At 66.6% G+C, this 12,754-nt stretch carries 10 protein-coding genes; 5 read left to right on the forward strand and 5 right to left on the reverse strand.

All coding sequences use genetic code 11. The annotated features are described in order from the left end of the window. Positions 1–67: 67 nt before the first annotated feature. A complete protein-coding gene (locus tag AC5P6S_RS20400; RefSeq protein ID WP_043035537.1) occupies positions 68–517 on the reverse strand; it encodes a winged helix-turn-helix transcriptional regulator in 450 nt (149 codons plus the stop codon). 75 nt (positions 518–592) lie between these two features. On the opposite strand from AC5P6S_RS20400, the gene AC5P6S_RS20405 reads away from it, so the two are divergent. Beyond that, positions 593–1,813: an MFS transporter gene (locus AC5P6S_RS20405; protein WP_495204736.1), complete on the forward strand. Its 1,221-nt coding sequence runs from the start codon at positions 593–595 to the stop codon at positions 1,811–1,813. Positions 1,814–1,908: 95 nt separating this feature from the next. Here the strand turns inward: AC5P6S_RS20405 and AC5P6S_RS20410 are convergent, their stop codons facing one another. Continuing rightward, on the reverse strand, positions 1,909–3,324 hold the full coding sequence (locus tag AC5P6S_RS20410) for a GGDEF domain-containing protein (RefSeq protein ID WP_049397962.1): 1,416 nt from the start codon (positions 3,322–3,324) through the stop codon (positions 1,909–1,911). Between the two features lie 287 nt (positions 3,325–3,611). Here AC5P6S_RS20410 and AC5P6S_RS20415 point away from each other — a divergent pair, with 287 nt between their 5' ends. Then, positions 3,612–5,861 carry a TonB-dependent siderophore receptor gene (locus tag AC5P6S_RS20415; protein ID WP_049397963.1) on the forward strand — a complete coding sequence of 750 codons (2,250 nt, stop codon included), beginning with the start codon at positions 3,612–3,614 and terminating at the stop codon, positions 5,859–5,861. A gap of 45 nt (positions 5,862–5,906) precedes the next feature. Here the strand turns inward: AC5P6S_RS20415 and AC5P6S_RS20420 are convergent, their stop codons facing one another. Further along, positions 5,907–6,833 (reverse strand): hypothetical protein, encoded by a 927-nt coding sequence (locus AC5P6S_RS20420; protein WP_005408676.1) that lies wholly within the window; start codon positions 6,831–6,833, stop codon positions 5,907–5,909. A 221-nt stretch (positions 6,834–7,054) separates the two neighbouring features. On the opposite strand from AC5P6S_RS20420, the gene AC5P6S_RS20425 reads away from it, so the two are divergent. Further along, a complete protein-coding gene (locus AC5P6S_RS20425; RefSeq protein WP_049397957.1) occupies positions 7,055–8,035 on the forward strand; it encodes a cation diffusion facilitator family transporter in 981 nt (326 codons plus the stop codon). A 236-nt stretch (positions 8,036–8,271) separates the two neighbouring features. On the opposite strand, the gene nfi is transcribed toward AC5P6S_RS20425, so the two are convergent. Next, the gene (gene nfi / locus AC5P6S_RS20430; RefSeq protein ID WP_495204737.1) at positions 8,272–8,946 is read right to left on the reverse strand and encodes an endonuclease V; all 675 of its coding nucleotides are present in this window, start codon (positions 8,944–8,946) and stop codon (positions 8,272–8,274) included. Between the two features lie 94 nt (positions 8,947–9,040). Between nfi and gpmA the strand changes: the two genes are divergently transcribed. Next, positions 9,041–9,790 (forward strand): 2,3-diphosphoglycerate-dependent phosphoglycerate mutase, encoded by a 750-nt coding sequence (gene gpmA / locus AC5P6S_RS20435; RefSeq protein ID WP_005408679.1) that lies wholly within the window; start codon positions 9,041–9,043, stop codon positions 9,788–9,790. A 161-nt stretch (positions 9,791–9,951) separates the two neighbouring features. Continuing rightward, positions 9,952–12,045 (forward strand): M13 family metallopeptidase, encoded by a 2,094-nt coding sequence (locus tag AC5P6S_RS20440; RefSeq protein ID WP_005412666.1) that lies wholly within the window; start codon positions 9,952–9,954, stop codon positions 12,043–12,045. A 579-nt stretch (positions 12,046–12,624) separates the two neighbouring features. On the opposite strand, the gene AC5P6S_RS20445 is transcribed toward AC5P6S_RS20440, so the two are convergent. Beyond that, on the reverse strand, positions 12,625–12,754 hold a 130-nt coding region (locus AC5P6S_RS20445), incomplete at its 5' end, for an integrase core domain-containing protein (RefSeq protein ID WP_141097864.1).

Consider the following 12,754-nt stretch of genomic DNA (forward strand, 5'->3'; position numbering starts at 1 on the left):
CATCCAGCGGCGGAAAGATCCGATGCTAACCGGCGCGGGCGTCCGTCGGTGTGCGCGAATGGGCGGATCAGGTGTCGCGCCCGTCGTCCTTGAGCTTGCGCACGCGGGTGGCAGTGGGCTGAAGCGGCTGGTCATCGCGCCCGCGCGGCTGCATGTAGGGCAGCGGCCGCCGCGTCGCCAATTCGATCAGCTGCGAATGGCCTTCGCCTGCACCGAAGCGATGGCGCTCTCCCCACTGGCGCAGTGCGACCAGCAGCGGGAACAGTTCCAGGCCTGCGGCGGTGAGCACGTACTCCTGGTAGGCCGATCCATCGGAGGCTGACTGCAGCTGCAGGATGCCGGCCTCGACCAGCCGGCGCAGGCGGTCGCTGAGGATGTTGCGCGCCGCGCCGAGGCTGCGCTGGAAATCACCGAAGCGGGTGATGCCGTCGAACGCGTCGCGGATCACCAGCAATGCCCAGCGGTCACCGAGCAGGTCGGCACTGCGGGCTACAGGGCAGGGGCTGTCGGCGTGCATGCTGGGTATCTCCGAATGTGGTTGCAGTTTAAAACCAATGGCGATAGCCTGCATCTGGTTTCAAATTGCAACCATATGATGAGTGCGACATCGCTTCCCCGCCCGCTGCTGGTCCTGCTTGCGGCTGCCGCCGGCGCCAGCGTCGCCAACGTCTACTACGCGCAGCCGCTGCTGGATCAGCTTGCACGCGCCTTTGCGCTGGACCGGGCCGTGGCCGGCGCAGTGCTGGCTGCCACCCAGGCCGGCAGCGTGCTGGCGTTGCTTGGCCTGCTGCCGCTGGCGGACCGCGGCGACCGGCGACGCCTGCTGCGGCTGCAGTTGATCGCGCTGGTGCTGGCCCTGTTGTGGCTGGCGGCGTCACGCACGGCGAGCTGGCTGTTGTCGGGCATGCTGCTGGCAGGCTTGCTGGGCACCGCGCTGACCCAAGGCCTGATTGCCTATACCGCCATGCTGGCACCGCCCGAGCAGCGCGGTCGCGTGGTTGGTGTGGTGCAGGGCGGCGTGTTCATCGGCCTGCTGCTGGCGCGCGTGGTGTCCGGTACGGTGGCGGCGGCCTTTGGCTGGCAGAGGGTCTACCTGCTGTCAGCGGTGGTGATGGCGGCGTTGGCGGCGCTGCTGTGGCGGCGCCTGCCCGCAGTACCGGTGCCGTCGGTCCCTCCACGCTGGCGCGAGCTGCTGGGCTCGATGCTGGGCATGCTGCGCCGCGATCGAACGCTGCGCGAGCGCGGGCCGCTGGCATTGCTGCTGTTTGCCGGCCTCAATGTGTTCTGGGCGGCGGCACCCTTGCCGCTGTCGGCACCGCCGCTGCACTGGTCAACCGCAGCCATCGGCGCGCTCGGCCTGGCCGGCGTGGTCGGTGCGCTGATGGCGGCGCGGGTCGGACACTGGATGGACCGTGGTTTCGCGCATCGGGTCAGCCTCGGCGCGCTGTTGTTGATGCTGGTCGCGTGGTGGCCGCTGCTGGGCCTGCCGCATTCGCTGTCCCTGCTGTTGCTGGGTGTGGTCGTGCTCGACCTGGGCGGCCAGGCACTCCATGTCTCGAACCAGGCATCGTTGCTGCGTGCACCGGCAGAACAGCATGGGCGCCTGGTGGCGTTGTACATGCTGTTCTATGCGGTGGGCAGCGGTGCGGGAGCGGCGGCGGGGCCCTGGATGCAGGTGCGGCATGGCTGGCCCGCAGTGTGCCTGCTGGGGGCGGGCATCGCGTTGCTGGCGCTGCTGTGGTGGGCAGCATGGCGGGTGGTGGCGTTCAATGCATCGGCTGGCGCGCGAACCGGTAGAGTCGACTGTCGGTAGAGTCGACTGTCAGTCGACTGCTCTTCGTTCCGACGGCGAAAAATCCCGCGCTGCGCGCGATAGTCGACCAGCGGTCGACTCTACCTGTCCTGCCGTCATCGCTGCAGTGCACGCCGCCCCGGGGCTTCCTGCAGGTCCGCGCTGGCGACCACCACGCGGTTGCGGCCGCTGCGCTTGGCCTCGTACATCGCCGCGTCTGCGCGTGCCATCAACCGCTCGTAGTCCGGATGACCATCGTGACCGGCCACGCCGATGCTGGCGGTCAGTTCCAGCACCTGGCCATTGGCCAGCGCTACCGGTGATTGTGCGATCTGCCGGCGCAGGCTCTCGGCGATCACGGTCGCCTGCGACTCGCTGGCGGCCACCAGCACCACCACGAATTCTTCGCCGCCATAGCGGAACAGGTAGTCGCTGCCACGCGTGAGCTGGCCGAGCAGGCCGGCCACGTGCTGCAACGCACGGTCGCCGGCATCGTGGCCATGGCCGTCGTTGATTGCCTTGAAATGATCCAGGTCGAGCAGCAGCAGCGAGAACGGTGTGCGGTTGCGCGTGGCCAGCTCGATCTCCCTGCGCAGCACGGTGGGCAGGAAGCGACGGTTGAGCAGGTTGGTCAGCGCGTCGCTGCCGGCATCCAGTTCGCCGATGCGCTCGAACAGCAGCGTCATCAGGGTGCGGATGGCGGCCAGGTCCTCGCGGATGGCCGGCAGCACCGCCAGTCGCTGCGCCGGAGCATCGCCACTCGCGCGCTGCAGGTGGCCGTCAATGCGGGCCATCAACTGGCCCACCTGCTGCGTTTCGCTGCTTTCGCCGAAGCTGGGGATGCCCTTGTGGGTGAACCACAGGCCGAACTCCGAGGTGGCCAGGCTGGCGTTGTCGCTGGCCTGCACGTGGCCGGCGAGGGCGTAGAGCAGGGCGTTCTCCCAGTCCAGCAGCAATGCGCGCTGGCGCTCGCGTTCGGTACCGACGTTCTGTACCAGCGAGAACAGCCGGTAGGCGGCGTCGGCACGGGTGGAGCGCTCGCGCGCATGGGTGTAGGCCAGGGTCATGCCTTCCATGGCGATGTCCATGATCGCGCTGAGGCAGGCGATGGCGGCGAACGCGGTCGCGCTGTCGGGCGCGTCGTCCCGCAGGCGCACGAACAGCTCGTGCTTGAGCACGCGCGCACCGCGGGTGACCAGGTCGACCGGGATGCCGACCCGTGCGTGTACGTCGCCGATCACCCGCTGCGAGGCGACCGTGGTGGCGATGCCAGCGGCGTCGGTGGTCAGCAGCTGTACCAGCCAGCGCTGCATGGCCGGCTGCAGGCGCTGCTTGACCTGGTCGTGGGACAGGAAGCGGCGTGCGCGCCCGTCGTGCAGCAGCACTTCGTAAAAGCGCTGGGCCAGCGCGGGTGGGGCATCGGTGGCAGCGGCCTTGAGCAGCGCGGTGGCGGCAGGGCCGGCCTGTAGCAGGCATTGCTGCCAGGCCTCGGCCAGCGGCTGGCTGGCATCGTCCAGTTGGGGTGGTTCCACGTCGATCTCTGACTGCGTACGGCAAACCACGGGTATCGGCCGCGGCGGCATACGGTTGATGGCGGGGTAGCCGGGCAGTTTACGCGCGGTGCAGGCTTGCACGGTGCGCAAAGCACATCGACGCCGCTGCGGCAATGAGTGAACGCATTTGAGAATCACTCGCATTGATGGGAGAATGCGCGCACGGAGCGGGCTGCAGGTGCCTGCAGGACGGCTCCGCCTCCCCCCTCGTCGTTGCCTCAAGCCCTTTGCCAGAGGCCCCGCAGCCCTGCCAGAAGGTCCTGATCATGTCTCCTGCCGTTGTCCATTCACCGCGCCCGCTGGCGCTTGCCGTCGCCGCCCTGCTGGCGGGCAGCGCCCTGACCGCCCAGGCCGAAACCGACGCCACCGATATCGACACGGTGCACGTCACCGCCTCGCAGATCGCGCGCCAGGCACTGGGTACCTCGACCATCACCGCCGAGGATATCGCCCGGCGCCCGCCAGCCAACGACATCGCCGAGCTGTTGCGGACCATGCCGGGCGTCAACCTGACCGGCAACAGCGCCTCGGGCCAGTACGGCAACAACCGCCAGATCGACCTGCGTGGCATGGGCCCGGAAAACACCCTGATCCTGGTCGATGGCAAGCGCATCGGCGCACGCGATGCCGTGCGCATGGGGCGCAGCGGCGAGCGCAATACCCGCGGTGACACCAACTGGGTGCCGGCGGAAATGATCGAGCGCATCGAAGTGCTGCGCGGCCCGGCGGCGGCACGCTATGGCTCCGGTGCCTCCGGCGGCGTGGTCAACATCATCACCAAGCGCCCGACCGGCGACCTGACCGGTGCGGTGGACCTGTATGGGCTGGTGCCCGAACACAGCGCCGAAGGTGGCAGCGAACGCGTCGGCCTGCAGCTGAGTGGGCCGATGACCGACACCCTGTCGTTCCGCCTGTACGGCAATCTCAACAAGACCGACGCGGACTCGCTGGAGCTCAACCGCCAGTACGCTACCAACCCCAACGCGGTGCCGCCGGCCGGCCGCGAGGGCGTCAAGAACCGCGATGTCAACGCGCTGCTGCGCTGGGACGTGACCGCCAACCAGGTGGTGGAGTTCGAAGCCGGCACCAGCCGCCAGGGCAACATCTACGCTGGTGATCGCGCGGTCAGCACCACCGGTACCTCGACCGGCGTTGACCTGGCGGCACTGGCCGAGGGCGAAGCGGAGACCAACCGCATGTACCGCAACACCGGCGCGATCACCCATCGTGGCCGCTGGGGCGACGTGACCTCGCGGGTGACAGCTGCGGTGGAGGCGGTGAACAACTCACGCATCAACGAAGGCCTGGCCGGTGGCCCGGAAGGCAGCTTCAACGGCACCGACTGGTCGACCTCGCGACTGCGCAACTACCAGTTGGACGGCGAAGTGAGCTTCCCGACCACGCTGGGTGGTGCCGAGAACATCTGGACGCTTGGCTTTGAATACCTGGACAGCCGCCTGACCGACCCGTACTCGATGAGCCAGTCCAGCAGCAGCGGCGGCGGCATCCCGGGGCTGTCGGGCGATCGTGCGCGGGGCAAGGCCGATGCGCAGACCACCGCCGTGTTCGTCGAAGACAACATCTACCTGGGTGAGCGCTGGATCGTTACCCCGGGCCTGCGCTTCGACCACCACAGCCAGTTCGGCAACAACACCAGCCCCAGCCTCAACGCGCAGTTCCGCATCAACGGCGACTGGGTGGTGAAGGGCGGCATCGCCCGGGCGTTCAAGGCGCCGAACCTGTACCAGTCGAATCCGGACTATCTGTATTACACCCGTGGCAATGGCTGCCCGAATGCACTGCCGAGCCTGGGCGCCGGCTGCTACATGCGCGGCAATGCGGACCTGAAGGCGGAAACCAGCCTGAACAAGGAACTCGGCATCGAGTGGGCACCGCAGAGCGGCTGGCAGGCCTCGTTGACGTACTTCCATAACGACTACAAGGACAAGATCCAGGCCGGCTACACCCAGATCGGCCTGACTGCCGACACCAGGGGCCGGATCTTCCGCTGGGAGAACGCGCCGAAGGCGATCGTGCAGGGGCTGGAAGGCAACCTGGTGATCCCGCTGCTGGGCGAGCAGGGCAACCGCCTGAAGTGGAGCAACAACTTCACCTACATGGTGGAGAACGAGAACAAGCGCACCGGCCAGCCGCTGTCGGTGATTCCGAAGTACACCGTCAACACGATGCTGGACTGGCAGGCCACCGACAAGCTGTCGCTGCTGCTGACCGGCACGTTCTACGGCAAGCAGAAGCCGGCCACCACCAACATCAACAATGATCCGCGCTGCACCGGCAGCTGCGACCCATCGATCGCACTGCAGGATCGCGGTGCGTACAACATCTGGGGCGTGAGCGCGCGCTACAAGGTGACCGAGACGGTCAGCTTCGGCTTCGGCGTGAACAACCTGGCCGACAAGCGCCTGTTCCGCGAGGCCAACAGCAGCGATGCCGGCGCGGCGACCTACAACGAGCCGGGCCGCGCGTACTGGGCCAGCCTGCGCTTCGGGTTCTGACCCGATGAGGCCTGCGCCGGGGCGTTCCCCGGCGCAGCCTGAAGGCTACTTCACCTGCCGGCAATCGCGCAGGTGGACGCCACCGGTGTCCATCTTGTCGACCACGCCTTCCAGTTTCACCCAGTCGTTCTCGCGCAGGGTGGCGCCCAGCGCCATCTGATCCGGCGCGAGCGCACAGTGCACGGTGAAGTTGGCGTTGTTGTCGTCGTTCGACTGGCGCCCGCCGATGCCACCGATGCCCTTCATCTTGGTGACCAGATAGCCCACCTCGAAGGTCTTGGCAAAGCGGTTGGGCTGGGCGGTGTAGACCTGGCCATCGATGATGAAACGACGGCCGAAATACTTGACGAGCAACGGCTGGTACATCGCATCGGTATCCGGCGGGGTGCTGGTGCCGGAGAACAGTGCCCTGAGCGGTGCGGTGTTGATTTCCCGCTGCAGCCGCTTGGCGTCCTTGCCCATTTCGGTGGACATGCCGACCGCAGTGGCCTGGATCGGCTTGTCGAAACCGCTGGAGACACGCACGGCTTCTGCGATCGCCTCGCCTTCGGGGCCGGTCTTGAGCTTGTCCAGCCAGCCACACAGCGCGCTGCGTGCGTCCTCTTCCTTGGCGGTCTGCCCGCGTGACAGCTTGGTGCCAACCACCACGTTGCCGCCATTGGAGGCGGTGATGATGCTGACCAGCGGCATCTTGGTGTCGGTCTGCAGCACGTACATCTGGCCTTCGGTCTCGGTGATGACATCTCCGCTGACGAAGTTGTTGCCCTCATCAAGCGCTGCCTTGCGCAGCTGGCCCAGGGCGCTGCGGGGCTTCAGGCCGGGGAGGGTGACTTCGGAGGTGAAGAACTGGCCATTGCGGGGATCGCCTACCGCCTGGAAATTCTGCTGGCAGGTCTTGGCCGAGGCGCTTGCGGCCGTGCCCAGCGCGCAGGCCACGGCGACGGCGACCCAGGGGGTCTTGGTAGTCCACATGTTCCGGATTCCTTGTGCTTGGGTGTCCATTGCGGGCCGCAACGCCGAAGCGGTCTGGCTGCCCGTTCCCCATCCAGAGGGGATGTGGTCATCATAGTGTGGCCCGGCACGGGCGCAAGCTGCGGCGAGCCGCGACGTGCAGTCTGCAATGTTATAAACACCGTGATAGTTTCCCCACGGCCGCCGGCGTAGCCTGCCTCCATCGCAAAGGAGCTGTTGCCATGGGCCACGACCACGATCACCTGCCATCCGAGATCCGCCACGAGAAACCCCTGTGGTGGGCGCTCGGCCTGACCTCCACCTTCCTCCTCGTCGAAGTGGTGGGCGCGTTCTGGACCAACAGCCTGGCGCTGTTGTCCGACGCAGCACACATGGCCACCGACGCGCTGGCCCTGATGATCGCGCTGGTCGCGGTGCGGCTGAGCCGGCGCCCGCCGGATGCGCGCCGCACCTACGGCTATGCGCGCCTGGAAGCGCTGGGCGCGATGATCAACGGCGCGATGCTGTTCGTGGTTGCCGGCTACATCCTGTGGGAAGCCGTCGGGCGCTTCAGCAAGCCGCAGGAGATCGCCTCCACCGGCATGCTGGTGATCGCCTCGGCCGGCCTGGTCATCAACCTGATCTCGATGCGCCTGCTGCAGGCCGGCAGCGGCGAGAGCCTCAACGTGAAGGGCGCCTACCTGGAAGTATGGGCGGACATGCTCGGCTCGGTGGCGGTGATTGCCGGTGCGGTGCTGATCCACTTCACCGGCTGGAAGCCGATCGATCCGATCCTGGCGGTGCTGATCGGCCTGTGGGTGTTGCCGCGCACCTGGGTGCTGATGCGCGAAGCGATCAACGTGCTGCTGGAAGGCGTGCCCAAGGGCATGGACGTGGCCAAGGTGCGCGACAGCCTGTCCAGCCATGCCGCGGTAATGGACGTGCATGACCTGCACGTGTGGGCGCTGGCCTCCAGCACGCCGGCGCTGACCGCGCATGTCGTGATGCGCGACGGCACCGATGCCGACGCGCTGCGCCGCGAGCTGGGAGCGCGCCTGCACGATGACTTCGGCATCGAGCACGTGACACTGCAGCTTGAAGCGGACCACTGCGGCGAGGCCTGTGGTGAGCCGGCGCCGGTGAAGGGCGGCGAGCATGAGGGCCATGAAGGTCATGACCACGACGAGGACGCGCAGGGCCATCGCGGTCACGTGCATCGTTGAATGGGATGTGCCGTCACGCGGATCGGGTGAAACCGGCCGGGCAAAACCGCATGGATGAAACCGCTTGGACGAAACCGACCGGGCGAAACCGCCTTGGTAGAGTCGACTGTCAGTCGACTGCTCTCCGCCGAGGCTGCGACGAAGCCCGCGCTGCGCGCGTTAGTCGACTGACAGTCGACTCTACCCTGTCGTCCCGACGCGACCGTGCAGGCTGCATCCGTCGAGAACAGCGAAGGTCATTCGTCCCGTCGCGAGGCCAGCCGATCCGCCAGCCGGGTCGGCTCCGGCAGCCGGTAACCGCGCAGGGTGCGCTGCACCCAGTCCAGCGCGGTATCGGCACTGACCCGATGGCCGCCGGCCACGAACAGCGGCTTGCAGCGCACCTTGCTGCGCAGCACCCAGCCGAGCTGCTCGTCACCGTCCATCAATGGCGTATGCGCGCCTGCTTCGGCACCTGGTTCGACGAACCGGCCCACCAGTTTCGACTTGGCCACGCCGATGCTCGGCAGGTCGGTGACCACGCCCAGATGCGCGGCCACGCCCAGTCTGCGCGGATGGCTGATGCCGTGGCCATCGACGAACACCAGATCCGGCGCCCGCGGCAGCAGTGCCAGCGCGGCCAACAACGCTGGCAGCTCGCGGAAGCTGAGCAGGCCGGGAATGTACGGCATCACCGTGGGAATGCGCGCCATTTCCTGCGCCACGGGCTGCAATGTCTTCGCATCCAGCAGGACCGCTGCGGCGCGGGTGGTGGCACCGTTGTCCTCAAAGCCCACATCCAGCCCGGCCAGCCAGCGCACGTCGTTGGGCAGGCGGTCCTGGCGCTCCACGCGGCCGGCCAGCTGGAGCTGCTGCGCGCGGGCCGCGGCGACGCTGCCTTCCCAGCGCCCGGGGTCGATCACCGTATTCATTGGCTGGAGCATCGCATGCGCGGCGCCACGGCACGGTGAGCGGCCGCCGGGGCTACAATGGCGGCCTGCCTTTCCTCGCGTTGGAGACCCTGCAGTGACCCGTAAACTCGTACTGTTGCGCCATGGCCAGAGCCAGTGGAACCTGGACAACCGCTTCACCGGCTGGGTCGACGTCGACCTGACCGAGCAGGGGCGCCGGGAAGCGGCCGCCGCCGGTCGCCTGATGCGCGAGGAAGGCCTGCAGTTCGACGTGGCCCATACCTCCGTACTGAAGCGCGCCATCCACACCCTTCAGGGTGCGCTGGCCGAGCTGGAGCAGGACTGGCTGCCGGTGAACAAGTCCTGGCGCCTCAACGAGCGTCACTACGGCGGCCTGCAGGGCCTGGACAAGGCCGAGACCGCCGCCAAGCACGGCGAGGAGCAGGTCAAGGTGTGGCGCCGTTCGTACGACATCCCGCCGCCGCCGATGGAGCTGGAAGATCCGGGCCACCCGATCCATGACCGCCGCTACGCCGGCCTGGACCGCAACGCGCTGCCGGGCACCGAATCGCTGGCCACCACCCTGGATCGCGTGCTGCCGTACTGGCACGACGCGATCGCGCCGCAGCTGAAGGACGGCAAGACCGTGCTGGTCACCGCCCACGGCAACTCGCTGCGCGCGCTGTACAAGTACCTCAACAATGTCTCGCGCGAGGAAATCCTCGAGCTGAACATCCCGACCGGCATCCCGCTGCTGTTCGAACTGAACGACGACCTGACGGTGCAGTCGTTCCGCTACCTGGGCGACCCGGAAGCGGCGCGCAAGGCTGCTGAAGCCGTGGCCAACCAGGGCAAGGCGAAATAAGTAGATACCCACCGTTGGTGGGTATTCTTCTGCTGGGTGTGTGCGGACCGTTGGTCCGCACACACCCGCTTGCGACCACGGGCGTTCCCCCTGTGACCTTTGGCCGGTCCCTGTCGTGGGCCTCCCCGGCTACCCTGTGAAATTACCCGCAGGAGAGCCTCATGAACGTCCGCAACCTGGTCCCGCTGGGCCTGACCATCGCCATCGCTGCCTCGCTGGCGGCCTGTGGCAAGAACGAAACCGCACCGGCGGCCGGTGCCGACGCCAAGCCGGCCTTCGACCTGTCGCAGATCAAGACGCCGCTGATCTCGCTCAACAGCGCCGACCTCGATCCGGCCATCTCGGCCTGTACCGACCTCAATGGCTTCGTCAACAGCAAGTGGCTGAAGGCCAACCCGGTGCCGGGTGACCAGACCACCTGGGGCAGCTTCGAGATCCTGCGCGAGCGCTCGCTGGAAGTGCAGCACGCGCTGGTGCAGCAGGCCGCCGCCAGCCAGGCCAAGGCCGGCTCGGTGGAAGCCAAGATCGGTGACATCTGGAAGACCGGCAATGACGAAGCCAAGATCGAATCCGCCGGCCTCGCGCCGCTGCAGCCGCAGCTGGACAAGATCACCGCGCTGAACGATACCGCCGCCATCACCCAGTACCTGCGCGACAGCCAGGCCGAGGGCAAGGGCGTGCTGTTCTCGCTGTTTGCCAATGCTGATTACAAGGATTCGGCCAACGTCATCGCCTACGTCGGCCAGGGCGGCCTGGGCCTGCCGGAGAAGGGCTACTACTTCGACGATGCGCAGGCCAAGATCCGCGACGCCTACGTGGCCTACATCGCGCAGGTGCTGACTCTGTCCGGCGTGGACGCCGCGCAGGCCGCCGAGCAGGCCAAGGCCGTGATGGCCTTTGAGACCCGCCTGGCCAAGGCCTCGATGTCGCGCATCGAAATGCGTGACCCGGCCAAGCGCTACAACCCGCTCAGCGCCGCAGACGCCGACAAGCTGACCCCGAACTTCAGCTGGACCGCGCTGTTCGACACCCTGAAGGTGCCGGCCGCACAGAAGTTCTCGCTGGCCCAGCCGGGCTTCTTCGGTGAAATGGACAAGATGCTGGCCGATGTGCCGGCCAGCACCTGGCAGGCCTACCTGCGCTTCCACACCATAGACGACGCCTCGCCGTACCTGAGCAGCCAGTTCGAGAAGGCCAACTTCGAGTTCTATGGCAAGACCCTGCGCGGCCAGCAGGAAATGCAGCCGCGCTGGAAGCGCGTGCTGGAGTCGGTCAACGGTGGCATGGGTGAAGCCCTTGGCCAGCTGTACGTCGACGCCGTGTTCCCGGCCGAGTCGAAGGTGGCCATGCAGCACCTGGTGGAGAACCTGTCGCAGGCATTGAAGGCGCGTCTGGAGCAGCTGCCGTGGATGGGCGAGGAAACGAAGAAGAAGGCACTGGAAAAGTGGGCCAGCTTCACCCCGAAGATCGGTTACCCGGACAAGTGGCGTGACTGGGCGGGCCTGCAGACCAACGGCGACAGCTACCTGGGCAACATGCAGGCAGCGCGTGCGTTCAACTACCGCTACATGCTGGACAAGATCGGCAAGCCGGTGGACAAGACCGAGTGGGGCATGACCCCGCAGACGGTCAACGCCTACTACAACGCCACCAAGAACGAGATCGTGTTCCCGGCGGCGATCCTGCAGGCGCCGTTCTTCGACGCCAAGGCCGATCCGGCGCTGAACTACGGCGGCATCGGTGCGGTCATCGGCCACGAAATGATGCATGGCTACGACGACTCGGGCAGCCAGTTCGCCGCCAACGGCAATTTCGACAACTGGTGGACCGACGCCGACCGCAAGGCCTTCACCGAGCGTACCGACCAGCTGGTTGCACAGTTCGATGGCTACGAGTCGGTGCCGGGCGTGTTCGTGAAGGGCAAGCTGACCCTGGGCGAGAACATCGGCGACCTGGGTGGCCTGACCGTGGCCTACGACGCACTGCAGATGGCGCTGAAGGAAGACCCGAAGGCGAATGTGGAAGTGGATGGCCACAGCCAGGACCAGCGCTTCTTCATGAACTGGGCCACCGTGTGGCGCCGCAACTTCACCGACGGTGAGCTGCGCGTACGCCTGAACACCGACCCGCATGCGCCGGCCAACTTCCGAGCCAACGGTGCACCGTCGAACATGCCGTCCTTCGCTGCGGCGTTCCAGTGCAAGGCAGGCGACGCGATGGTGCGTGCCGACGACAAGCGCGTGGTGATCTGGTAACCGATCACCCGTGATGCGTGATGCGAAAGGCCCGGCGAACGCCGGGCCTTTTGTTTTTCAGGCCGACAGCGATGAGGGGACGGGTAGAGTCGACTGTCAGTCGACTATCGCGCGTAGCGCGGGATTTTCTCTCGATCTGGACGAAGGGCAGTCGACTAACAGTCGACTCTACCGGCGAGTCGTTTCACGTGCCGGGAGTCGACCAACCGGTTCGACGGAATCCGCTTGGTAGAGTCGACCGTTGGTCGACTATCGCGCGCAGCGCGGGATTTCTCGATCTGGACGAAGAGCAGTCGACTAACAGTCGACTCTACCGCCGGGTCGTTTCACGTGCCGGGAGTCGACCAACCGGTTCGACGGAATCCGCTTGGTAGAGTCGACCGTTGGTCGACTATCGCGCGCAGCGCAGGATTTTCTCGATCTGGACGAAGGGCAGTCGACTAACGGTCGACTCTACCGGCGGGTCGTTTGACGTGCCGGGAGTCGACCAACCGGTTCGACGGAGTCCGCTTGGTAGAGTCGACCGTTGGTCGACTATCGCGCGCAGCGCGGGATTTTTTCGATCCGAGGAGCAGTCGACTAACTGTGTAAACCCACCACGTTGTTCAGCAGGACTCTGGAAATAGGTGGCTGGCCACCGATCCCCATGTGAGGGCGGTGCCAGTTGTAGTGGTGCAGCCATTGGGTCAGCACGGAATTGCGCTGGTCC

It is taken from the genome of Stenotrophomonas sp. YJH_SMC_119 (assembly GCF_059368315.1).